Annotated in this window: 22 protein-coding genes and 1 other RNA gene; 10 read left to right on the plus strand and 13 right to left on the minus strand. The window is 63.2% G+C overall.

Annotated features, from left to right (window positions below; all coding sequences use genetic code 11):
- Positions 1-5: 5 nt before the first annotated feature.
- Complete coding sequence (locus A8B82_RS16930) at positions 6-1937, minus strand: extracellular solute-binding protein (RefSeq protein ID WP_067294998.1); 1932 nt, start codon at positions 1935-1937, stop codon at positions 6-8.
- Between the two features lie 166 nt (positions 1938-2103).
- Complete coding sequence (locus A8B82_RS16935) at positions 2104-2604, minus strand: c-type cytochrome (RefSeq protein WP_067295000.1); 501 nt, start codon at positions 2602-2604, stop codon at positions 2104-2106.
- 128 nt (positions 2605-2732) lie between these two features.
- Between A8B82_RS16935 and A8B82_RS16940 the strand changes: the two genes are divergently transcribed.
- Positions 2733-3572 (plus strand): prephenate dehydratase, encoded by an 840-nt coding sequence (locus A8B82_RS16940; RefSeq protein ID WP_235604722.1) that lies wholly within the window; start codon positions 2733-2735, stop codon positions 3570-3572.
- Here A8B82_RS16940 and A8B82_RS16945 read toward each other — a convergent pair.
- Positions 3545-4444, minus strand: a complete 900-nt coding sequence (locus A8B82_RS16945) for an EamA family transporter (protein ID WP_067295006.1) — start codon at positions 4442-4444, stop codon at positions 3545-3547. The genes A8B82_RS16940 and A8B82_RS16945 overlap by 28 nt on opposite strands.
- A gap of 79 nt (positions 4445-4523) precedes the next feature.
- Here A8B82_RS16945 and A8B82_RS16950 point away from each other — a divergent pair, with 79 nt between their 5' ends.
- Positions 4524-5087 (plus strand): MarR family winged helix-turn-helix transcriptional regulator, encoded by a 564-nt coding sequence (locus A8B82_RS16950; RefSeq protein ID WP_067295010.1) that lies wholly within the window; start codon positions 4524-4526, stop codon positions 5085-5087.
- Between the two features lie 110 nt (positions 5088-5197).
- On the opposite strand, the gene A8B82_RS16955 is transcribed toward A8B82_RS16950, so the two are convergent.
- Both A8B82_RS16955 and nudC read right to left on the minus strand, forming a co-directional pair.
- Entirely contained in the window at positions 5198-5665 is a 468-nt protein-coding gene (locus A8B82_RS16955; RefSeq protein ID WP_067295014.1) for an SRPBCC family protein, read from the minus strand.
- A gap of 77 nt (positions 5666-5742) precedes the next feature.
- Positions 5743-6711 (minus strand): NAD(+) diphosphatase, encoded by a 969-nt coding sequence (gene nudC, locus A8B82_RS16960; RefSeq protein ID WP_067295220.1) that lies wholly within the window; start codon positions 6709-6711, stop codon positions 5743-5745.
- A gap of 132 nt (positions 6712-6843) precedes the next feature.
- On the opposite strand from nudC, the gene ffs reads away from it, so the two are divergent.
- Positions 6844-6941: signal recognition particle sRNA small type (ffs, locus tag A8B82_RS16965), an RNA gene on the plus strand.
- 119 nt (positions 6942-7060) lie between these two features.
- On the opposite strand, the gene ypfJ is transcribed toward ffs, so the two are convergent.
- Positions 7061-7921 (minus strand): KPN_02809 family neutral zinc metallopeptidase, encoded by an 861-nt coding sequence (gene ypfJ / locus A8B82_RS16970; protein WP_067295017.1) that lies wholly within the window; start codon positions 7919-7921, stop codon positions 7061-7063.
- 64 nt (positions 7922-7985) lie between these two features.
- Between ypfJ and A8B82_RS16975 the strand changes: the two genes are divergently transcribed.
- From A8B82_RS16975 to recR, 4 genes are all read left to right on the plus strand, one after another.
- Positions 7986-8348: a YidH family protein gene (locus tag A8B82_RS16975; protein ID WP_067295020.1), complete on the plus strand. Its 363-nt coding sequence runs from the start codon at positions 7986-7988 to the stop codon at positions 8346-8348.
- A 64-nt stretch (positions 8349-8412) separates the two neighbouring features.
- Positions 8413-10152 carry a DNA polymerase III subunit gamma/tau gene (locus A8B82_RS16980; RefSeq protein WP_067295024.1) on the plus strand — a complete coding sequence of 580 codons (1740 nt, stop codon included), beginning with the start codon at positions 8413-8415 and terminating at the stop codon, positions 10150-10152.
- A gap of 53 nt (positions 10153-10205) precedes the next feature.
- Positions 10206-10550, plus strand: coding sequence for a YbaB/EbfC family nucleoid-associated protein (locus tag A8B82_RS16985; RefSeq protein WP_067295027.1), 345 nt, complete (start codon positions 10206-10208; stop codon positions 10548-10550).
- Positions 10551-10607: 57 nt separating this feature from the next.
- A complete protein-coding gene (gene recR, locus A8B82_RS16990; protein ID WP_067295030.1) occupies positions 10608-11201 on the plus strand; it encodes a recombination mediator RecR in 594 nt (197 codons plus the stop codon).
- Between the two features lie 202 nt (positions 11202-11403).
- Here the strand turns inward: recR and A8B82_RS16995 are convergent, their stop codons facing one another.
- The 3 genes from A8B82_RS16995 to A8B82_RS17005 all read right to left on the minus strand — a co-directional run bounded on the left by A8B82_RS16995 (position 11404) and on the right by A8B82_RS17005 (position 14796).
- Positions 11404-12582: a type III PLP-dependent enzyme gene (locus A8B82_RS16995; RefSeq protein ID WP_067295222.1), complete on the minus strand. Its 1179-nt coding sequence runs from the start codon at positions 12580-12582 to the stop codon at positions 11404-11406.
- Between the two features lie 244 nt (positions 12583-12826).
- Positions 12827-13939: an endonuclease/exonuclease/phosphatase family protein gene (locus tag A8B82_RS17000; RefSeq protein WP_067295031.1), complete on the minus strand. Its 1113-nt coding sequence runs from the start codon at positions 13937-13939 to the stop codon at positions 12827-12829.
- Positions 13940-14025: 86 nt separating this feature from the next.
- Positions 14026-14796: a DUF1013 domain-containing protein gene (locus A8B82_RS17005; RefSeq protein ID WP_067295034.1), complete on the minus strand. Its 771-nt coding sequence runs from the start codon at positions 14794-14796 to the stop codon at positions 14026-14028.
- Positions 14797-14923: 127 nt separating this feature from the next.
- Here A8B82_RS17005 and A8B82_RS17010 point away from each other — a divergent pair, with 127 nt between their 5' ends.
- Positions 14924-15571 (plus strand): ribonuclease T2 family protein, encoded by a 648-nt coding sequence (locus A8B82_RS17010; RefSeq protein WP_067295036.1) that lies wholly within the window; start codon positions 14924-14926, stop codon positions 15569-15571.
- Between the two features lie 305 nt (positions 15572-15876).
- On the opposite strand, the gene A8B82_RS17015 is transcribed toward A8B82_RS17010, so the two are convergent.
- Positions 15877-16863 carry an NAD(P)H-quinone oxidoreductase gene (locus tag A8B82_RS17015; RefSeq protein WP_067295039.1) on the minus strand — a complete coding sequence of 329 codons (987 nt, stop codon included), beginning with the start codon at positions 16861-16863 and terminating at the stop codon, positions 15877-15879.
- A gap of 108 nt (positions 16864-16971) precedes the next feature.
- On the opposite strand from A8B82_RS17015, the gene A8B82_RS17020 reads away from it, so the two are divergent.
- Together A8B82_RS17020 and A8B82_RS17025 are read left to right on the plus strand one after the other, a co-directional pair.
- Positions 16972-18207 (plus strand): AMP-binding protein, encoded by a 1236-nt coding sequence (locus A8B82_RS17020; protein ID WP_067295042.1) that lies wholly within the window; start codon positions 16972-16974, stop codon positions 18205-18207.
- Positions 18204-19304 (plus strand): thiolase family protein, encoded by a 1101-nt coding sequence (locus A8B82_RS17025; protein ID WP_067295045.1) that lies wholly within the window; start codon positions 18204-18206, stop codon positions 19302-19304. The genes A8B82_RS17020 and A8B82_RS17025 overlap by 4 nt, the downstream gene beginning before the upstream one ends.
- On the opposite strand, the gene A8B82_RS17030 is transcribed toward A8B82_RS17025, so the two are convergent.
- Genes A8B82_RS17030 through A8B82_RS17040 form a run of 3 tightly spaced genes read right to left on the minus strand, consistent with a single transcriptional unit; the run spans position 19293 to position 21188 of the window.
- Complete coding sequence (locus A8B82_RS17030; RefSeq protein ID WP_067295048.1) at positions 19293-19838, minus strand: biotin transporter BioY; 546 nt, start codon at positions 19836-19838, stop codon at positions 19293-19295. The two genes, A8B82_RS17025 and A8B82_RS17030, sit on opposite strands and share 12 nt — an antisense overlap.
- Before the next feature lie 59 nt (positions 19839-19897).
- The gene (locus A8B82_RS17035; protein WP_067295051.1) at positions 19898-20494 is read right to left on the minus strand and encodes an energy-coupling factor transporter transmembrane component T family protein; all 597 of its coding nucleotides are present in this window, start codon (positions 20492-20494) and stop codon (positions 19898-19900) included.
- Positions 20469-21188: an energy-coupling factor ABC transporter ATP-binding protein gene (locus tag A8B82_RS17040; RefSeq protein ID WP_067295054.1), complete on the minus strand. Its 720-nt coding sequence runs from the start codon at positions 21186-21188 to the stop codon at positions 20469-20471. Before A8B82_RS17040 ends, A8B82_RS17035 begins: the two co-directional genes overlap by 26 nt.
- Positions 21189-21291: the final 103 nt, after the last annotated feature.

Raw genomic sequence — 21291 nt, forward strand, 5'->3', positions numbered from 1 at the left:
CCGCGTTACCTCAATGCGCCAGAGGCCTTGAGGGCGTCCGCCTTCTCCTGATTGTACCACCAGAAATCGAGATAGCCCAAAGAGAACGGCGGGATCTCCTCCGGGTGTTCATACTGATTGTAATAGGCCACCCAGAATGTCGGTTTGTACCAGGTCGGGATCATGATGAATTCATACCTCAGCGCCCGATCCAGCGCGCGCAGGGCGACATCGGTATCCTCCAGCGTTTCCGCCCGCAGCGACTTTTCAAGGATCGCATCGACCAGCGGGCTGGCCAGACCGGCGGGGTTGAACAGCGAATATGCCGCATCTTCCGACCCGAAACGCTGGGTCAGGCCACCGCCGGTGCTCAGATAGGACGAATAGGCGTCATAGACGAGGTCATAGTCGCGATCGCGTTCGCGCAGGGTATATTGCGACGGATCAACAGTCTGCAATTCCGCATCTATGCCAAGGTTGTTCACGTTGGAGATGAAGTTTTCCATCACCGCCCGCAAAGTGGCCGAGCTTGACGCGTTGAACAGGTATGTCAGCTTCAGCGGCTCCCCCTCTGCATTGCGGCGTTTGCCGTCCGACCCTACCGGCCAGCCAGCCTCGTCCAGCAGCCCCATGGCGCGCCGCAGGTTCCGTCGATCCAGCAGACGGGACGGGTCAGAGGTATGCGGCATGCGCACCTCTTCGGTCAGCATTTCAGGCGGCACCAGATCACCAAGGGATTTCAGCAACTCCAGCTCTGCCCCTTCCGGCGCGCCCGTCGCCATCAGTTTGGTATCCTGCGAAAAGGACGCCCGCTGCTTGAACAGCCCGTATTGCAGTGACTCGTTGGTCCATTCGAAGTTGAACGCCAGCGCCACCGCTTCCCGCACACGCTTGTCCTGCAGCACTTCACGGCCCAGGTTGAACACGATCCCCGAGGCATCGGGCGGCGCGCCGTCGGGAAGCTCCTCCTTGATGACATCGCCGCTCCTGACCTTGGGAAAGTCATAGCCTGTCGCCCATTTCTTTGAATCGCCTTCGGATTCAAAGGTGAACTCACCCGCCTTGAAAGCCTCGAAAGCAGAGGTATCGTCGCCGAAATACTCGATCCGAATGGTGTCAAAATTGTTGCGGCCCACGTTGAAGGGCAGGTCCTTGCCCCAGTAGTCGGGGTTGCGCTTGTAAACGATGCGGCGGTTCACGTCGATGCTGTCGACCATGTAGGGGCCGGAACCAGGCGATATTTCCAACCGGGATTCATCCAGCCGCGCACCGGTTTCCTCGTACCATTTCTTTGACCAGATCGACATGTTGCCGACCGTTTCAACCAGGCTGCGGCGCGAGACATCGGGGGCAAAGTGATACTTGATCGTATGTTCATCAAGCACTTCGATCTTGGGGATCAACTTGCGCACCGCATCGGCATAGGACTTCAGCCCCTGCTCAAGGATCAGGTTCTGGCTGAACTCGACATCATAGGCCGTCAGGGGCGTGCCATCGGAAAACCGCGCCTCCGGGCGAAGATGGAAGATCACCCAATCCTTGTCTTCGGGATATTCCAGGCTTTCGCAGACCAGGCAATAGGCTTCGCCATAGACATCCGCAGGCACGGCAGAGTTCACGCCTTCGCCCAACATGCTTTCGTACATGACCGTCGACAATGCCCCGCCACGGCCCTTGCGGGTATAGGGGTTCATGGAATCGAAGGTGCCGACGACACCAAGAGAAATCTCGCCACCCTTGGGCGCATCGGGGTTCACATAGTCGAAATGGGGGTAATCCGGCGGATATTTCAGATCGCCGTAAAAGGAGTATCCGTGGCTCTTGATGATCTTTTCGTCCTGGGCGGTTGCAACAGTGGCAACACCAAGCGCCAGACCGATCACCAACAGCGCGCTCCAGGCTGTCCAAAGCCGGTTTGCAGGGGGCAGATCGGCGGCGCGGGACTGGGATCGGATCATCAGGCTCTCCTTTGAGGGTCTCAAATCGTCTGTTCAAACCACATGTAAGCTAAAGGCCCCTGCTGCCAAGATACAAGTTGCGAATATGTAATCTTGGGAATGGGCCGCCACAGATATGCAAAAGGCCGCCCAAACTGGACGGCCCTTGCCATAATCGCGTTATTTTTCAGCCACCGAGGCCCTGAAGATAGGAAATCACATTGGCGCGATCTTCGGGCTTTTTCAGCCCGGCAAAGCCCATTGTCGTGCCTGGTGCCCAGCCTTTGGGGTTGGTCAGGAACGCGCTCAGCGTCTCGGGTTCCCATGCGCCTTCCTTGCCGGACAGGCCACCGGAATAGCTGAACCCGCCAACCGAAGCGATGTCACGCCCGACCACACCGTTCAGGTGCGGGCCAACCGCGTCGTTGCCGTCAACCTTGTGGCAGGCTGAACACTTGCGGAAAACGCTTTCGCCCTTGCCGGGATCGGCCGCTTCCATCAGCGCCGCGAAATCAATCTGCTCCTCGGGCTCACCGGAATCGGCGCTGGCCACTTCAATGACATACGATTGGTCGCCATGCGCTTCGGCATGATAGATCTCTTCGCCGGCCCATTTGCCCAGCAACAGGATCAGCCATGCACCAAACAGGCCGCCGGCAATTTTTGTTATTGTCATCGTATCGAACATGGGCATGGTCCATTACTTCTGTGGCTATCTTGGGCGGGTATCTATTGCTTTCCCTCTCGCGGGGCAAGGTGTAGTTACCGCGACCAAACGCCCCTGCCGGCGCAATTTGTCGAAGGATGTTCAGAAAGATGGCACAAACCCCGCCGCGCATCGCCTTTCAGGGCGCTTTGGGCGCCTATTCCCACGAGGCCTGCATCCAGGCCGTCCCGGAAATGATTCCCGTGCCCTGCACCACCTTCGAAGGGGTCATCCGCGCTGTCCGCGAGGGGCGCGCCGATCTGGCCATGCTGCCGGTCGAGAACACCACCTATGGCCGGGTTGCCGACATTCACCGCCTGCTGCCGGAAAGCGGGCTCAAGATCGTGGCCGAGGCTTTTGTGCGGGTGCGCATCGCGCTGATGGCCCGCCCCGGCGTGACGCTGGAGGAGGTCAAGCATGTGCGCGCCCATCTGGTGCTTTTGCCCCAGGCGCGCAGCTTTCTGGATGCGCATGGCATCACCTCGGAAGCCGCCGCCGACAGCGCCGGTGCCGCCGCCGATCTGGCCGAGACAGCAGGCAGCCATGACGGCGTGCTGGCCAGCGAGGTCGCCGCCGACATTCATGGCCTTGAGGTGCTGGCCCGCGACATCGAGGACATGGACCACAACACCACCCGTTTCCTGCTGATGTCGCCGCAGATCGACACGGCGCGGCGCGGGGACAAGATGCTGACCACCTTCGTCTTCGAGGTCCGCAACATCCCCGCAGCGCTTTACAAGGCGATGGGCGGTTTTGCGACCAACGGCGTCAACATGACCAAGCTGGAAAGCTACATGGTCGGCGGCTCCTTCACCGCGACACAGTTCTATGCGGATATCGAGGGGCACCCGGAAGATCCGGCGGTCAAGCGGGCGCTGGATGAGCTGGGGTATTTCACCAATATGCTGAATGTTCTGGGGGTCTACCCCGCCCATCCCGATCGGGGCTGAGGGTCGCCCGTCACGCCCCCCCGACCCGGTCTCAGCGCATATTGGCCCAGGAAAACGCTGCCCAACACCAGGGCCATGCCGAAAGCCTGCGGCAAGGTCAGGGTTTCGTTCAGGACCAACCAGCCGAGAAGGGCCGCACTCATCGGGCTGAGAAAGCCAAGGACGGATACCGCTGAGGGTTGAAGAAGCCTGATCCCGCGCAGCCAGATGACATAGGTCAGGCCAGCGCCGATCAGACCCAGATACAACAGCCCCAGGATGTTCGTCCCGGACATCGTTGCCCATTGCGTCGGGGCCACAAGCGCAAACGGCAAGAGCAACACTCCGCCTGCCGTCAGTTGCCATGCCGTGAAGGTCAGGGCAGAGACCGGCGGCTGCCATTTCCGGCTCAGCACCGTGCCCAGCGCCATGCTGGCGGACCCGGCGATCCCGGCGATGACACCAAGGGCGTCAAGCCCGGCTGCCGGTGTGAGAACCAGCAGCGCAACCCCGACACCCCCCGCCGCAATGGCCACCAGCGACAGCTTTCTGATCGGAGAGCCCAGCAAGGCGCGGGCGGCGAAAATGACGACCAAAGGCTGCAGCGCCCCCATGATCGCCGCCACCCCGCCGGGCAGCCGATAGGCCGCGAAGAACAGCAACGACCAGAAGATCGAAAAGTTTAGCGCGCCCAGGGCGAACATCCTGGGTATCCATCGCCCGCGCGGCAGTTGCCGGACCAGACACAGCAAAAGCAACCCGGCAGGCAGGGCACGCAGAAACGAAATCGTCAGCGGATCAAGGTTCGGGAGCAATTGTGTCGTGACGATGTAGCTGCTGCCCCAGATGACCGGAGCGACCGCCGTCAATGCGAGGTCGAAGGTGCGTGACATGATGGAATCCTGTTTATCTTGAGGTCAAGATAGTTGCGAATACCTTGACGTCAAGATAAAAATGCGCTGTGGTCCCTTCATGTACGATATCGACCAGATCAAAGCGCAATGGGCCAAGCAGCGGCCTGACCTTGATACCGAGCCGATGGCCCTCATCGGACGGCTGATGCGGCTCTCTGCCCTTCTGTCCGAAGAAATGGGCAGGACCTTTGCCCGCCACGGGCTGAACGGCGCGAGCTTTGACATGCTTGCGACGCTGTTGCGGTCCGGTCCGCCGCATGCGCTGTCGCCCAACCAGTTGCTTGAGACCATGATGGTCACCTCAGGGACCATGACGAACCGCATTGACCAGCTTGAAAAGGATGCTCTGGTCACCCGCGTGAAGAACCCGGACGACAAGCGCAGCGTGCTGGTCCAGCTGACCGAAAAGGGGCGAAAGATTGTTGATGCGGCGGTGACGGATCATGTCGAAACGCAGAAAAAGCTTGTAGCGGACCTTTCCGAGGGTGAGCGCGGCAAGTTGAACGCGCTGCTCCAGACCTACCTGGCTGTTTTCGAAGAAGATCAGCAGCGGGACCGGGAAGGCCAGAGTCTGCTGCCATCGGCGCAGTCGCAGCAACGGTCAGGAGAAACCCCGGCGTGACATGAGGCTCAGGCCGGGTGTTTGGGTGGCACCAACCCAAGAGATTTTCGTCCGCCCAAGAGATATTGGCGCGGGTTACGGTGATGGCTTAACGCGCCCTCCGGCCCCGTTCAGACCGACCGGGAATAGCGTTCTTCCATCGCCTTGGCATGTTCGGCCACTCGCAGTTTGTATTTTCGGGTGATCGAATTCTTGGCCAGCTTGAGCGATTGCACCAGCAGACGTGCGCTCAGGTTCAGCGGCTTGACCTCAAGCTCGACAAGAATCCGCGTGCGGCTGCGCGACAGCGGCATCAGTTCGAAACTCATCTGCCCCAGCAAACCCGGCGAGGTGCTTTCCAGCACCATTTCGTTGGGCTTGTCAAAGGTCACCATCTCCAGTTCCATCTCGCGCCGCTTGCCGCGCAAATCGAAAGCCACGCGCCAGGTCATGCCCGTGCCCGGTACTTTCATCTGGTCCACGCGCTGGACTTCGGCACCGCGCCGCATGGCCGAGCGTTCAAAACTCTCGAAATCGCAGAGCATTGCAAAAACGGCGTCAATCGGCGCTTCAACATCTTCCTTGGTCGAAAACTTCATAAACCCGCCTCGAACTCCACAACCTCAAACATTCCGGTCACCATTAGCCTGCTGACCTTTTGTTCTTCACTTTTGCCTCAATCGAGCCTGTCCGCAAGCCAGTTCTCAAGCAGAAAATGCGCGATGGCCCCTTTGCGGGCTGGAAGTATCCTAGCATGGTTGCCTGCGAAAATCTCCATCATATCCTCCCGCGAGACCCAGAGCGCGTCCTCGATCTCGACCGGGTCAATGGTGATGTCACGGCTCAGCGCCTCGCCCGCGCAGCCGAACATCAGAGAGGCCGGAAAGGGCCATGGCTGGCTGGACAGGTAATCGACTTGCCCGACCCTGACGCCCGCCTCTTCAAAGACCTCGCGGCGCACAGCGGCTTCCAGCGTCTCGCCCGGTTCGACGAATCCGGCCAGCAGGGAATACATGCCCTCCGGCCAGCCCGGCGACCTGCCCATCAGGACCGAATTGCCATGCGTGATCAGCATGATCACAACCGGATCGGTGCGCGGGAAATGCCCGGCCTTGCAGGCTGGACAGACCCGCTGCCAACCCGCCTGTGCCATATCGGACCTGTGGCCGCAGGCCGCGCAGAAACCGTGGCTGCGGTGCCAGCTGAACATCGCCCGACCCGTTGCCGCCAATTCGGCGTCGCGCGGGTTGAGCCAGGTCATCACCCGGCGCAGTTCCGCGAATGCCATATCGTCGCCCAGCGCCGGGTGGCGTTGTTCGCTGGGATCCAGAAAACCGCCAAGCGCCGCTTCGTCCAAATTGTCGGGCTGCCAGGAGGACAGGTCATAGGCGAAACGCGGCGCGCCGTCCTCGCGCCCCAGCAGGATGATGTCTTCGCCCGCGTCGGCAAGCGCGGGATGGTCCATCGGCAACCGAGCAAGATGGGCAGGACGGGCCGTCGCAATCAGCGGTTTGCCCCGCCAGAACAGGATCGCCCGCGCTTCGGGATCCGCCAGCGCCGCGCGGACGGCTTCGGGATTGCTGCGTATTTCCCCGGCCCTGTCCAGCGCCGATCCCCCGAAAGTCACCGTTTCCGCATGTCGCATCCTGCCGTCCTTATCCTTGCCAGCCTCGTCCTGGGGTGTGCACCAAGCCAGCGGGGAGGGCAATGGCATCAGCGTCCGGGCCTGGCCTTCGCAACCCTTGCGTTCCGAAAACCGCGCCCTTATATCCGGGATTGAGAGGTTGGTGCGGGCAGGCGCCTCGCCAACCCGGTCAGATCCGGAAGGAAGCAGCCGTAACGAGTCCCGCTTGGGTCGTTATCAATCTCTCACCACAGCTTGGTTTGCGCAGCAAGACGAGCGTAGGCCCGGCAGGGGCATCCACAGGATGCTCCCGAGACGGCAGCGACCCATTTCAGATCATCATAACTTACCCGTGGGTGACTTCATCCGCTTACAACCGCTCTGCCGCGAAGGTATCGCAATCGCCCACCTGCCCGCTGTCGTAGCCCCGGTCGAACCAGCGCGCGCGTTGTTCGGACGTGCCATGGGTAAAGGTATGCGGTTGCGGCACCCGGCCCGCCTGTTTTTGCAGATGATCATCACCGATCTTGCGCGCGGCGTTCAACGCCTCGTCCAGATCGCCACGTTCCATCAACCCCTGCACGTTCATCGCCCAGACGCCTGACAGGCAATCGGCCATCAGTTCCAGCCGCACAGTGAGCGCATTCGCCTCCGTCTGCGAGGACTGCTGCCGCGCGGCGTTGACCTTGGGCAGGATGCCAAGCTGGTTCTGCACATGGTGCGCGACCTCATGCGCGATCACATAGGCGGCGGCAAAATCCCCCTCCGCGCCCATGCGCTGGCTGAGCATGGTAAAGAAACTGGTGTCGAGATAGGCCTTTTCATCCGCCGGGCAGTAGAACGGGCCGGTGGCCCCGGAGGCACCGCCACAGGGGCTTTGCGTTACGCCGGAAAACACCACGAGGCGCGGGGGTTCGTAGGCGCGGCCAAGTTGTTCCCGAAACACCTTGTCCCAGACGTCCTCGGTGGTGGCCAGCACCTGCGCTGTGAATTGCGTAGCTGCGTCATCCTCGGCCGAGACCGGCGCGCTTTGCTGGGTGGGGGCACTGCCGCCGCTACCGTTCAGAAGCGGGGTCACGTCGATGCCGGTGAAATAACCGATGCCCAGAACAAAAAGGACGCCCACGAGGCCAAGACCGCCTGCCCTCGCACCGCCGCCGCCTCTGCCGCCTCTGCCGCCTCCGCGCCGGACTTCGACATTCTTGCTGCGCCGGATGCCACGTAGCCGCATGATTATTTTCCTTGCTGTGTCACGGGATATTGTCAGGCAAACGCAGCCGCCGCACAATGGTTCAATGAGCACTGATAATGAATTGGCCGAGGATCGCACGGACTGGGCCGAAGACCGCACGATCCTGGCCAATGAACGCACCTTTGCGGGATGGATGCGCACGGGCATGGCGTCGCTTGCCGTGGCGATCGGTCTGCGGGCGGTTTTTGGTGATTTCGAACCGACATGGGCAGCCAAAGCAGTGGCGACAGTGTTCATCGTCGCGGCGATCTATATCTTCTGGGCCGCGCATGACCAGGCCACCAAGACCCTCAAGCGGCTGAGCGATCACCATGCAGAAGCGCAACCCAACAGCCGCATGCGCACGTTGGCGATCATCCTGAGCATCGCGTCGGTGGCGGTCGGTGCGGTACTTTGGGCGCTGTGACGGCGGTGGACGCGCCCCGCCCGAAGGCCTAACTTGGCCCCTGGACCGAATCCGAAGGACGCCCATGACCGACAGCACTGCCTACCGCGTTCTTGCGCGCAAGTACCGCCCCGAGACCTTTGCCGATCTGGTCGGCCAGGACGCAATGGTGCGGACGTTGAAAAACGCCTTCGAGGCCGACCGCATCGCGCAGGCCTTTATCATGACTGGCATCCGCGGCACCGGGAAGACGACGACGGCGCGCATCATCGCCAAGGGGATGAACTGCATCGGGCCGGACGGCAATGGCGGGCCGACGACGGAACCCTGCGGGGTCTGCGAACATTGCGTGGCGATCATGGAAGGGCGGCATGTCGATGTGATGGAGATGGACGCCGCCTCCAACACCGGGGTCGCGAACATTCGCGAGATCATCGACTCTGTGCATTACCGGGCGGCTTCGGCGCGCTACAAGGTCTATATCATCGATGAGGTGCACATGCTGTCGACGGGCGCGTTCAACGCGCTGCTCAAGACGCTGGAAGAACCACCCGAGCATGTGAAGTTCATCTTTGCCACCACCGAAATCCGCAAGGTGCCGGTGACGGTGCTGTCGCGCTGTCAGCGCTTTGATCTGCGGCGGATCGAGCCGGAGGTGATGATCACGCTTCTGCGCAAAATCGCAGGGGCCGAAGCGGCCGAGATTGCCGATGACGCGCTGGCGCTGATCACCCGCGCGGCGGAAGGGTCGGCACGCGATGCGACCTCGCTGCTAGACCAGGCGATCAGCCATGGCGCGGGAGAGACGACAGCGGTGCAGGTGCGCGCGATGCTGGGGCTGGCGGACCGGGGCCGGGTGCTGGACCTCTTCGACATGATCCTGCGCGGCGATGCGGCGGGGGCGCTGACCGAGCTTTCCGGTCAATATGCCGACGGCGCCGACCCGATGGCGGTGCTGCGGGACCTGGCCGAGATCACCCATTGGGTCTCGGTGGTCAAGATCACGCCGGAAGCGGCCGAAGACCCCACCGTGTCGCCCGAAGAACGCAACCGCGGCACGCAGATGGCGGAAACCCTGCCGATGCGGGTGCTGACGCGCCTGTGGCAGATGCTGCTCAAGGCGCTGGACGAGGTGGCAAGCGCGCCCAATGCGATGATGGCCGCGGAGATGGCGATCATAAGGCTGACCCATGTGGCCGATCTGCCCAGCCCCGAGGAACTGGTGCGCAAGTTGCAGAATGCCACGCCGCCGCCCCCGGCACCCACTGGGGGCAACATGCCGCAGGGTGTCGGTGCCTCTGGCGGCGCGCCCCGGCAGGCGCACATTACCCCGACGGCACAATCCTCCGGCGCGGTGACGGCGCTGGCCCCGCAGGCAGATGCGGCGCTGGCGCGCTTTCCCAGCTTTGAACATGTGGTCGAACTGATCCGCGCGAACCGCGATGTCAAACTGCTGGTGGAGGTGGAAACCACCCTGCGCCTTGCGGCCTACCAGCCGGGCCGTATCGAGTTCACCCCGACCGACAGCGCCCCACGCGACCTTGCCCAGCGCATCGGGGCCAAGTTGCAGCAGTGGACCGGCAATCGCTGGGCGGTCAGCGTGGTGAACGGGGCGGAAGCCAGAACGATTGCCGAGGTACGTGACGCCAAGGAAAACGCCCTGCGTGCCGATGCCCAGGCGCATCCTCTGATGCAGGCCGTATTGGCGACCTTTCCCAAGGCCCGGATCACCGCCATCCGCACCCCCGAACAGGTCGCAGCCCTGGCCGAAACCGAGGCGCTGCCCGAAGTCGAAGACGAATGGGACCCCTTCGAGGACAGTTGATCCCGACCGCTGCGGCCCTCATATAACAGATAACCAGATACAGGAGAGAACAGATGTTCAAAGGACTAGGCGGGCTTGGCGACATGGCCGGGATGATGAAGAAAGCCCAGGAAATGCAGGGCAAGATGGCTCAATTGCAAGACGAGATGCACAACATCATGGTCACCGGCGAAAGCGGCGCGGGGCTGGTCAAGGCAAGCTGCACCGCCAAGGGTGAGCTGAAGACGCTGGACATCGACCCGTCGATCTTCAACGGCGACGACAAGGAAGTGGTCGAGGACCTGATCCTTGCCGCGATCAAGGACGCACAGGCCAAGGCCAGCGAGCGCGCGCAAGAGGAAATGTCGAAACTCACCGAAGGGCTGGGCCTGCCTGCGGGCATGAACCTGCCGTTCTAAGTCCGGTCTTCTGGTTCTTAATGCCCCAACACAACAGCCGCCGCCGGGAGCACGTGCGTGAGTTCAACCCGCGACATTGACGCCCTGATCGAGATGATGGCGAAACTGCCCGGACTTGGCCCCCGGTCGGCCCGGCGCGCGGTGCTGCATCTGATCCGCAAACGCGCGCTGCAACTGACCCCGCTGGCCGACCTGATGCAGACCGTTGCGGCGACGGCGCGCGAATGCCTGAACTGCGGCAATGTCGGCACGGCGGATGTCTGCGACATCTGCACATCGGAAAAACGCGCCAATGGCGAGATTTGCGTGGTCGAAGACGTGGCAGACCTCTGGGCGATGGAACGCTCGGGCGTCTTCAAGGGGCGTTATCATGTGCTGGGCGGCACGCTTTCGGCGCTTGATGCAATCGGCCCGCAGGAGTTGCGCATCCCCAGGCTGATCGACAGGGTCACCAATGAGGGGATATCAGAGGTGATCCTGGCGCTGAATGCCACCATCGACGGGCAGACCACGGCCCATTACATCGCCGACCGGCTGGAAGGGCAAGTGCGCCTGACATCGTTGGCACAGGGGGTGCCGATTGGCGGCGAGCTGGATTATCTCGATGACGGGACGATCACGGCGGCGATGCGTGCGCGTAAGGCGCTGTAGACGTTTTCTTTGAAGAAAACGGTTCGGAGTTTTTGAAAACTCCGGTGGCACGTTTACAAAACCTGTCGCCCCCAAGTCGTTTTCTTTGAAGAAAACGAAGCGGAATTTTTGAAAATTCCGGCCCCGGTCCCGGCCCGAAAACAACGCAGGCCGCCCGCTCCTCCCAAAGCAGGCGGCCCGTCCGTCGCGATCTTCCGTCCTCTCAGAGGACGATCACATCAAGCGGCGGAAACCCGTTGAACCCGACAGAGCTGTAAGAGCTGGTATAGGCCCCACAGCAGCGGATCATCACCTTATCGCCCGACTTGAGGGCAACTGGCAAGTGAATCGGGCGTTTCTCATACAGGATATCCGCAGAGTCGCAGGAAGGTCCAGCCAGGACACAGGGGCCGGTTTCACCACCGTCATGCGGCGTCGTAATCTGATAGCGGATCGCCTCGCCTTCGGTTTCCGCCAGGCCGGAAAACCGGCCGATGTCCAGATAGACCCAGCGGTGCAGATCATCGGCAGACTTGCGCGACACCAGCATGACTTCCGCCGCGATATGCCCGGCTTCGGCCACCAGACCGCGGCCCGGCTCTGCCATCACCTGCGGGACCGCGCCAAAGCGTGCCTCGACCGCGCTCATCACGGCAGCGGCATAGGCGCGGGGCGCTTCGATGCTTTCGCCGTAGAATGCCGGGAAGCCACCGCCGAGGTTGAGCAGTTGCAGGTCGTGGCCGTCAGCCTGCGCTGCGTGCCACAGGGTCGATACCTGGTCCAGGACCGGGTTCCAGTATTCCGCCTTGCGGGTTTGCGAGCCGACGTGGAAGGACAGACCGTAGGGGACCAGCCCCAGGGCCTTGGCGTAATCCAGCAGACCCGGCAGCGACGCGGGCGCACAGCCGAACTTGCGGCTCAGCGGCCAGTCGGCCATGGAGTTTTCCACGATCAGGCGGATGTAGACCCGTGCACCCGGCGCATGGGCCGCAATCTTTTCCAGTTCCGCGTCCGAATCGGCTGCGAAGAGGGTCACACCGGCGGAATGGGCAAATGCGATGTCGGATGCGCGTTTGATGGTGTTGCCAAAGGAGATGTTCTGAGGCTTTGCGCCCTGGGCCAGGCACAGTTCGATTTCCTGACGCGATGCGGCGTCAAAGCCCGAGCCCTTCTCGACCAGCAGGCGAATGATCTGCGCTGCCGGGTTCGCCTTGACCGCGTAGTGGATATGCGCATGGCCCAGGCCCGCGTGCAGCGCATCGTACTGCGCAGAGACACGGTCGCGGCTGACCACCAGCGTGGGGCGGTCAAAGTCGTTTGCGGCAATGTAGGCAGCAGCAGGATCGGCGTAGACGGAGGTGGCGGCGCGCAGGGCGCCGGGTACTGTAGCGTTCATGGTCATCTCCAAAGAGCAGGTGAGGGACATTCCCCCAGAAGTCGTTTCAAGAGACGTTACCGTCGCTACATAAACGCGGGTCAGTCAGTTCTGATCTGACCGGCCAGAGGCGCGTGCGTTGGCGTCTGTATCTCGCCATTTAGGCCCTTTTGAGATTCGTACAAGTGAAAAATCAGTCGATTTGAAAAAGCTGCCGCTGCCGCCGCCCCTGTCGCCAAACCGCACCACTTTCGGGGGATCTGGCAGGGCCCTATTCGTCTTCCCAATCACTGCCGATTGCCTCGCGGTCGCGCGCCTTTTCTTCCTCGATCATGTCCTCGGCTTCTTCGACCTCATCTTCTTCACAGTCGCCCGGATCGCTTTCGCAGGCGTCTTGCCCGGTCAGGGCCAGGACAAACCACATTGGAAAGTGGTCCGAGCCGATCTTGCCCAGGCGCGCCATGTCGACCAGCCGGAACCTGGGATCGTGAAACAGGTGGTCCAGCGGCCAGCGCATCCAGGGCATGGTGGCGCTGAAGGTATTGTAGAACCCGCGCCCGACGCGCGGATCCAGCAGACCCGAGAGCCGCTGAAACCGCCGCGTGGTGGTGGACCAGGCCACATCGTTCAGATCACCGGTGACGATCACGGGCAATTTGTCCTGTTCCGCCTCCAGCCCGACCAGCGCGATTTCGCTGTCGCGCCCCTTGGTGTCATGGTCGATGACCGGCGGTTCGGGATGCACGACATAGAGGCGGCAGGGCAAACCGTTGCGCAGCGTGACGATGGTGCGGATGGAGGGCACATCATCCACGATCAGATCGCGCACTTCGGATTCGCGCAGCGGTAGTTTCGACACCAGACACATGCCATAACCGTTGTCGCGGGGGGCCTCAATCCAATGGGCGTATTGCGCGCCGAGCCCCTGTTTGAGTGCGGCGACCCAGTCGTCGTCGACCTCGATCGCCATCATGACGTCGGGCGCACGCTGCAGGGTCAGGTCGATCAGCCGCCCGTAATCGCGGTTCGATTTCTTGATATTGGCGGTCAGCAGGCTGATCTGCCTGTCCTTGTCCTGTTGCAATTCCGGATCCGCCGCAACGGACTGGCGCGGCCAGATCGGTGTGAATTTCAGGATGAACGCCAACTGGACAATCGCGACCATCACCAGGATCGCCGCCGCCACGCTGCCCAGATGATACCTCTGGGTGGTGGCCATGACGGCCGCCATGGCCACCGCCAGAACAAAAATCTGTTCGCGGGGAAACTCGCCCCCGCGCACGATGCCATGCGGCAGTTTGCTGAGCGGCAGCAGCGTCGCGATCAACAGCAGTGTGGCGATGACCCAGATCGCGCCATCAATTGCCCATTCAACCCAGCCCATCCGACGCTCCCGACCAATCGCGGGGACGCGCCCCAGTGGTGATCAACTCGAAAGCCCCGTTTGGGGTTCCCCCGCCGGGCAAAGGATCAGGACTTTGACGTGTCTTCCTCGTCCTCGTCTTCCTCGCTTTCGGGCAGAGAGAAGAAACTGTCGGCGTCGGAATAATCGCCCTTGCTGTCTGCTTCATCCTCTTCGTCGTCGCCACCCGCCAACGTAAAGGTCTCAAGCCCTTCGATCGCCGTCGGGATCTTCGGCTCCGCTTCCATCCCGAGGCTCTGCTCGGTGCTGACCAGCTTGCGACGCTCGTCATCGCTCATCACTTCGCCAGCCGCGGCCTTCTTGGCTGCCGCCTTCTGAACCGCCATGTCCAGTTCGGACTGTTTGCACAGGCCCAGCGCCACGGGATCAATCGGCTGGATATTGGAGATGTTCCAATGGGTCCGCTCGCGGATCGCCTGGATCGTGGGCTTGGTGGTGCCCACCAGCTTGCTGATCTGGCCATCGGTCAGCTCGGGATGGAATTTCACCAGCCACAGGATCGACGCGGGACGGTCTTGGCGTTTGCTGAGCGGCGTATACCGCGGACCACGGCGCTTTTCCTCACCCTGGGCTGCGGCGTTGAACTTTAGCTGGATCTTGTGCAGCGGATTGTCCTGCGCCGCGTCGATCTCTTCCTGGGTCAGCTGGTTGTTCGCAATCGGGTCGAACCCCTTGACGCCCTGCGCCACGTCACCATCAGCGATGCCCTGGACCTCCAGTTCATGCAGGCCGACGAAATCGGCAATCTGCTTGAAGCTGATCGTCGTATTGTCCACCAGCCAGACGGCGGTGGCCTTGGCCATAATCGGTTTTGCCATTTTATCTCTCCTGAACGTCGCAACTTTCCCGTCGCCTGAAAGGGCTTTCCCGGCGGGCCGGGACGGTTTCCATTGTCGGGGAACTCGCGCGCCTTATAGTGGTCCCGCACATCAAAGGAAAGACCCAATGCGCGCGCTTGCCCTGATCCTCGCCCTGCTTGGCACCGCAACCGCCCCCCGCGCCGAAGGCGAAGCCGCCGGTGAATTCGACTATTATGTCATGGCGCTCAGCTGGTCGCCGAACTGGTGCGCGCTGGAGGGAGACGCGCAGCGCTCGCCACAATGCGCGCAGGGCATCGGTCACGGGTGGATTCTGCATGGCCTCTGGCCGCAGTTTCACCGTGGATACCCCGCTTTCTGCCCGACCGCGCAGCGCCCGCCCTCGCGGGCGATGACGGCGGATATGGCCGATATCATGGGGACAGCCGGGCTGGCCTGGCACCAGTGGAAAAAACACGGAAGCTGCAGCGGCCTTTCTGCCGCCGCCTATTTTGCGCTGTCCCGACAAGCCTATGGCACGGTCGTCCGGCCCAGCGTTTTTCGCAAACTGCCCAAGGACATCCGCCTGCCCGCGTCGGTGGTCGAGGCAGCATTCCTCAAGGACAATCCCGCGCTGGAGCCGGACGGTATCACCATCACCTGCCGCGACGGCCACATCCAGGAAGCGCGCATCTGCCTCAGCCGGTCATTGGACCCCGTTCCCTGCGGCCAGGACGTTGTGAAAGACTGCCGTATGAAGGATGCCCTGTTCACGCGAATCCGCAACACCCCCTGACCCAGCGCCCTTCGTCGGCGTCGGCGTCGGCGTCGGATGGATATTTAAAGCCAAAAAGAGAAGGGGGGACATCATGCCCCCTCCTCCTTCCGGAAAGCATCGCTCTCTTTCTGGCGCGGTCATCGGCGTCCCCGCCTGTACCGCAGAACCAACCTGCCCAAAGAAGGTTAAGTTTTCCTTACCCTCTCTTTTTGGCAGGCAAATATCCCTGCGCCACGGTGGCACCGCAAAAGACCTCACCGGCGGTGGGCTCAGGCAAGCCACCGGCACCCGGAATCGTGTCGCGCGTCAGCGCGGCCTTTGGGTCAGGGGGCAACCTCCAGCACGATCTTGCCGATGTGCCCACTGCCTTCCATCCGCGCATGGGCGGCGGCGGCCTCGGCCAGGGGATAGCTGCTGTCCATCACCGGGGCCACACGCCCCGCCGACAACAGCGGCCAGACCGCCTCTCGCAGTTCCTGCGCAATCCGGGCCTTGGCAAGGTCGCTCTGCGGGCGGAGTGTCGATCCGGTCATGGTCAGCCGTTTGGTCATCAGCATGGCAAAATTCACCTCGACCTTCGGCCCTTGCAGAAAGGCGATCTGCACAAGGCGGCCGTCCGGGGCCAGCGCCTTGAGGTTGCGCGGGATATACTCCCCGCCCACCATGTCGAGAATCAGGTCGGCACCGCCCTCGGCCTCCAGCACATCCACGAAATCCATGTCGCGGTAGTTGATCGCCGCCTCCGCGCCAAGCTCCATGCAGGCGGCACATTTCTTGTCCGTACCCGCCGTGACAAAAACCCGCGCGCCAAAGGCATGGGCAAGCTGGATCGCCGTTGTGCCGATCCCGGAAGAACCGCCGTGTACCAGAAAGCGTTCCCCGGCCGTCAACCCGCCCCGCATGAAGACGTTGGACCAGACGGTAAAGAAGGTTTCGGGCAAGCATGCAGCCTCTTTCAGCCCCATGCCATCGGGCACCGGCAGGCAATGCGCCGCAGGTGTGGCCACGTATTCGGCATAGCCGCCGCCGGGCAGCAGCGCGCAGACCTGATCGCCCAGGGCAATGTCGCTGACGCCTTCGCCCAGCGCCACAACCTCGCCCGAGGCCTCCAGCCCCGGCAGGTCACTGGCCGTGGGCGGTGGTGCATACATGCCCGCACGCTGCAAGGCATCGGGGCGGTTCACACCGGCATAGGCCACCTTGATCACCACCTGCCCATGGGCAGGCACCGGCACCGGGCGGGTTGTCGGTTGCAGGACCTCAGGCCCACCCGGCTTGGTGATCTCGATCGCGGTCATTGTTTCGCTCATCGGAATTCCTTTCACATCACTTGCATTTCAGCATAGGTCTTGCGCGCGCCGCGTCGACCCCGATAACTCTGCGCGAGGGTCAGGAACACCGGAGCAAGAGACAACCGCATGACAGATCAGGACAGGTTCAACTGGCATGCCGATGCCCGCCTCTTTGCCGGAGCCGCGCAAGTTCCGCGGCCCGGTGCGGCGGATGTGCCCGCATTCCTGCAGATCGCCGCAAGCCCGACGGGGGCCTGCCTGACCCGGTTGACAGCCCAGATCGCAGCGCGGGGCAGCTTTTGCGTGAGCGACGGCACGCCGCTGACAGACGCAAATGTCCCGCCAACCCATTTCGTCACGCTGACCGGCGGCACCACAGGCCAGCCCAAAGCCATCTTGCGCAGTCAGAGGTCATGGGCTGCCAGCTTCGCGCAAAATGCGGTGACCTTCGGCATTGGCCCTGAGGACAGCATCGCGGTGCTGGGCAGGCTCAGCCATTCGCTGGCCCTATACGGTGTCCTCGAAGGGCTGCAACTGGGTGCGGATGTGCATGTGCTCGACGCTCTTTCGCCCCGCGCGCAGATTGCCCATTGCCTGCGCCATGGGGTGCGGATTCTGTACGCGACGCCAACGCAACTGCTGCGCCTCGCCCGCGCTGCAAAAGGCCAGCGCCTGCCGGACCTGCGGCTGATCCTCTGCGGCGGGGGGCCGTTGCAGGCAACGGGCCGCGACGCCGTCATGCCGTTTGCTCCGAATGCGGCGCTGCATGTCTTTTACGGGGCCGCCGAGACCAGCTTTGTCACCCTCGACGGCGCGAACACCCCCGATGGATCGGTCGGGCGTGCCTATCCGGGAGTGACGCTGAAGATACTGGACGAGGCCGGGCAGACCACCGACGGGGTCGGCGAGGTCTGGGTGCACAGCCCCTATCTGTTTGACGGCTACCTCGGTGCGCCGGGTTCTGAGGCCGGGAGACGGGACGGTTTCGTATCTGTGGGCGAGATGGGCCATCTGGATGGGAACGGGCAGCTTTGGCTCAGGGGGCGCAAAACGCGGATGGTCACGATTGCGGACCAGAATGTGCATCCCGAAGAGGTCGAAAATTTCATCACCGACCTGCCCGGCGTGACCGCCTGTGCGGTTCTGCCCCGGCCTGACGCCCTGCGGGGTCATCGGCTTGTTGCCTGTCTCGAAGGCCCTGCCGACCCGGCTCTGACTGCCGAGGTCACGGAGGCCTGCCGACAGAGCTTTGGCCCCCTTGTCGCGCCCCGGACCATTCACTTTTTCAACGATTTTCCCAGGCTGTCATCGGGCAAGACCGATCATACCGAGTTGACCCGCTGGCTGGAGGGCAGGCCATGAGCGCCTATCTGGCCGCAGCCTGCCGCAGTGCGGTAGCACCGCGTGACGGCGCGCTGTCCGCCCTGTCGCTGCATGAACTGGGCGCGCCGGTGATCACCGCCGTTCTGGCGCAGGCGGGGCTGGCTGGCGAGGATGTCGATGAGTTGATCGTCAGCAATGCGCTGGGGGCGGGCGGCAATCCGGCGCGGGTGCTGGCGCTGGCCGCCGGTCTGCCCGAACGGGTGGCAGGGCTGAGCATCGACCGCCAATGTGCAGGCGGTCTGGATGCGGTTGTCCTGGCGCGGCAGATGGTTCTGGCGGGCGCTGCGGATGTTGTTGTGGCGGGGGGCGTCGAAAGCTACTCGCGCCGCCCCCTGCGCCTGCGGCGCTTTGCGGATGGCCGCCCGCCAGAGGCTTATGAGCAGGCCCCTTTCACCCCCTGGCCCGACCGTGACCCCGACATGGCAGAGGCCGCGCAGGCGCTGGGGGCCATGCTGGGCATCAGCCGGGAAGAACAGGACACCTGGGCCATGGCCAGCCATGCCAAGGCGCGGGCGCATGTAGCGGCGGCCGGAGAGATCACCCCCGTCGCGGGGCTGACGGTGGATGCCTTTACCCGTGATCTGCGGCCCGCATTATGTAGGCGTGCCAAGGTTCTGACCGGCGACATCACCACGGCCAATACCGCCGTGGCCGCAGATGGCGCGGGATTTGTGGTTGTGGTGTCCAACCGGGTTTCCCGGCACCTGCACGGGCCAACGATAAAAATCCTCGGCGGGGCGACGCGCGGCGGCACCCCGGACATGCCCGGTCTGGCCCCGGTCGCCGCAATTGAACATGTGCTGGCCAGTGTCGGCAGGGCCGCGCGTGACCTGCAGGCCGCCGAGGTGATGGAGGCCTATGCGGTGCAGGCCATCGCCTGTGTGCGCGGGGCTGGCATTGATCCGCAGATCGTCAACACCGGCGGCGGGGCGCTGGCGCGCGGGCATCCTGTGGGAGCCTCCGGCGCGATCAACGCCGTGCGGCTTTATCATACGCTTTGCAGGACGGGCGGGACCGGGCTGGCCGCCATTGCCGCTGCCGGCGGCATCGGGACCGCCCTGTTGTTATCCGCGTGACAGCAGGCTTGCGGGACGTGCCCGCGCCAGACCGGCGGTGATCAGGCCTGCCAGGACGGCCTTGACCAGATCCCCTGGAATGAAGGCGGTCACCAGGGACAGCGACTCAAGCGCGCTCTTGTCCAGCGCTCGCATCAGGCCCGCGACGCCGAAAACATAGATCACGACGATCCCGCCCAGCACCGATGCGATCCCGGCGGCCCATGCCACCGGCAGGCGGCGGCTCCGCTCCATGATCAGGCCACAGACAAAGGCACCGACCGGCCAGCCGATCAGAAAGCCGGTGCTGGGTGTCGCAAAGACGCCGAGGCCGCCGCGCCCGCCCGCCAGCAGGGGAAGGCCAAGGGCCACCAATGCGATGAACAGCAGCACGGCCAGACCGCCGCGCCGAGCGCCCAGAACCGTCCCGCAGAGCATGACGCCCAGCGTCTGCGCCGTGATCGGCACGCCGAAGCCCAGGGTGAACTTGGGGATCAGGCCAAGTGCCGCGATCAGGGCCGCGAACAGGGCGATGAGGGTCAGTGAGCGTTCCATGGGCAGGTTCCTTTTTTCTGTGACCCGCAGCGGTAGGGGCTGCTGGCGGAGCCGTCAAGCTACAACCCGCCCCGCGCGCGCAGGGCGTCGGCCACATGTTCCGCATCGTCAATGGCCAGCACCGCGAAGGGCGTGATGATGCGCCAGCCCACGCGCCGGACGGCGCGGGCGCGCCATGCCAGTGCCAGCATGCGGCCCTTGTCGGCAAGGACGGGGGTAAAGCGGATCACCAGCGCCATCGCCAGTTCCACCACATCCGTGCGCAGGCCAAAGGCCCGAAACGGGGTGAGCAGCCAGCGCACAACACCCATCATGTCGCTGAGGCGGGTGGTCATGGTGACCAGATTGGCCAGCGCCACGGCGGTCATCATGCGCATCACGATCACCAGCCCTGCCAGAAGGTCGGCGGTCACCAGATGCCACAGCAGGATCACCGCCGCAAAGATCCACAGCGGTTTGAGCCGGACAACCCCAGTGCGCAGGAACAGCGCCCCCGGCAGCGCGTAAAGCCCCAGTGTCAGGGCCAGAAAAACCCCGTGCCACAGCAGCGCATCGGTGGCGAACAACACCACCGTCGCCGCGCAGAGCGCCGCCAGCTTGGCCCCGGCGGGCCAGCCGTGGGCGCGGGTCTCAACCGGCGAGGTCAGAGAGATCATCAGCCGCCCCCAGTTCCATCATGCGTGTCTCGAATGCCTGCAATACGGTCTGCGGCCTGCCCTGCTGCATCACCGCGCCCCCCTCCAACCAGAGCACATGATCGTAGTCGCGCACCATGCCGGGATCGTGGGTGATATGAACAAGGGTCGCGTCCAGCCCCTTCAACACCCGCGACAGGTGCATGGAGGTGGGAATATCGAGCCCGGCAAAGGGTTCGTCCAGCAGGATCACCTGCGGGCGCATGGCGAGGATCGACATCAGGCAGACCAATTGCCGCTGGCCCTGCGACAGCTGATGGATCGCGGCGCGTGCCCAATGGCCCTTGTTGAATTGCCCAAGGATCGCCTGCACCCGATTTGTCACCTTTGCAGGCGCAAGGCCCATCTGGGTAAGGCCAAAGGCGATTTCCTCTTCCACGGTGGGAAAGATGATCTGGTGGTCAGGGTTCTGGAACAGGATGCCCACGGCAGAAAGCGCCGCCTTGCGGTCCTTTGCCACCTTGGTCCCGGCGATGCGGACCTGCCCGCTGTCAGCCGCGACCAGCCCTGCGAGCACACGTGCGAAGGAGGTCTTGCCCGATCCGTTGCGCCCCACCACGCCGATGCGGCGCGCGTCGCTGACCAGGGTAACATCGGACAACACGGTCGCACCATTCGGCGCATATGTGATGTTCTGTGCGTCTATCAGCGGCATGAGACGAGACTGTTCCGGCTGGGTTCAAGGCGCTATCGCCTAGCATGTCTGGCCGGGGTGTAAAGACAACGGCGGCCGATTGCACCCGTTTTGGCCCGCGTTC

Source organism: Sulfitobacter sp. EhC04 (assembly GCF_001650875.1).
In the GTDB taxonomy this organism is placed as follows: domain Bacteria; phylum Pseudomonadota; class Alphaproteobacteria; order Rhodobacterales; family Rhodobacteraceae; genus Sulfitobacter.

What these genes read in the sequence shown, in the direction of transcription:
- A8B82_RS17010 (WP_067295036.1), top strand. Translation starts at nt 14,924, where the DNA reads ATGCGCGCGCTTGCCCTGATCCTCGCCCTGCTTGGCACCGCAACCGCC.
- A8B82_RS16995 (WP_067295222.1), bottom strand. Translation starts at nt 12,582, where the DNA reads ATGACCATGAACGCTACAGTACCCGGCGCCCTGCGCGCCGCCACCTCC.
- A8B82_RS16980 (WP_067295024.1), top strand. Translation starts at nt 8,413, where the DNA reads ATGACCGACAGCACTGCCTACCGCGTTCTTGCGCGCAAGTACCGCCCC.
- A8B82_RS16975 (WP_067295020.1), top strand. Translation starts at nt 7,986, where the DNA reads ATGAGCACTGATAATGAATTGGCCGAGGATCGCACGGACTGGGCCGAA.
- A8B82_RS16930 (WP_067294998.1), bottom strand. Translation starts at nt 1,937, where the DNA reads ATGATCCGATCCCAGTCCCGCGCCGCCGATCTGCCCCCTGCAAACCGG.
- A8B82_RS17020 (WP_067295042.1), top strand. Translation starts at nt 16,972, where the DNA reads ATGACAGATCAGGACAGGTTCAACTGGCATGCCGATGCCCGCCTCTTT.
- A8B82_RS17025 (WP_067295045.1), top strand. Translation starts at nt 18,204, where the DNA reads ATGAGCGCCTATCTGGCCGCAGCCTGCCGCAGTGCGGTAGCACCGCGT.
- A8B82_RS16950 (WP_067295010.1), top strand. Translation starts at nt 4,524, where the DNA reads ATGTACGATATCGACCAGATCAAAGCGCAATGGGCCAAGCAGCGGCCT.
- A8B82_RS16955 (WP_067295014.1), bottom strand. Translation starts at nt 5,665, where the DNA reads ATGAAGTTTTCGACCAAGGAAGATGTTGAAGCGCCGATTGACGCCGTT.
- A8B82_RS17005 (WP_067295034.1), bottom strand. Translation starts at nt 14,796, where the DNA reads ATGGCAAAACCGATTATGGCCAAGGCCACCGCCGTCTGGCTGGTGGAC.
- A8B82_RS17015 (WP_067295039.1), bottom strand. Translation starts at nt 16,863, where the DNA reads ATGAGCGAAACAATGACCGCGATCGAGATCACCAAGCCGGGTGGGCCT.
- A8B82_RS17040 (WP_067295054.1), bottom strand. Translation starts at nt 21,188, where the DNA reads ATGCCGCTGATAGACGCACAGAACATCACATATGCGCCGAATGGTGCG.
- ypfJ (WP_067295017.1), bottom strand. Translation starts at nt 7,921, where the DNA reads ATGCGGCTACGTGGCATCCGGCGCAGCAAGAATGTCGAAGTCCGGCGC.
- A8B82_RS16985 (WP_067295027.1), top strand. Translation starts at nt 10,206, where the DNA reads ATGTTCAAAGGACTAGGCGGGCTTGGCGACATGGCCGGGATGATGAAG.
- nudC (WP_067295220.1), bottom strand. Translation starts at nt 6,711, where the DNA reads ATGCGACATGCGGAAACGGTGACTTTCGGGGGATCGGCGCTGGACAGG.
- A8B82_RS16935 (WP_067295000.1), bottom strand. Translation starts at nt 2,604, where the DNA reads ATGTTCGATACGATGACAATAACAAAAATTGCCGGCGGCCTGTTTGGT.
- A8B82_RS17035 (WP_067295051.1), bottom strand. Translation starts at nt 20,494, where the DNA reads ATGATCTCTCTGACCTCGCCGGTTGAGACCCGCGCCCACGGCTGGCCC.
- A8B82_RS16945 (WP_067295006.1), bottom strand. Translation starts at nt 4,444, where the DNA reads ATGTCACGCACCTTCGACCTCGCATTGACGGCGGTCGCTCCGGTCATC.
- A8B82_RS17000 (WP_067295031.1), bottom strand. Translation starts at nt 13,939, where the DNA reads ATGGGCTGGGTTGAATGGGCAATTGATGGCGCGATCTGGGTCATCGCC.
- A8B82_RS16940 (WP_235604722.1), top strand. Translation starts at nt 2,733, where the DNA reads ATGGCACAAACCCCGCCGCGCATCGCCTTTCAGGGCGCTTTGGGCGCC.
- A8B82_RS17030 (WP_067295048.1), bottom strand. Translation starts at nt 19,838, where the DNA reads ATGGAACGCTCACTGACCCTCATCGCCCTGTTCGCGGCCCTGATCGCG.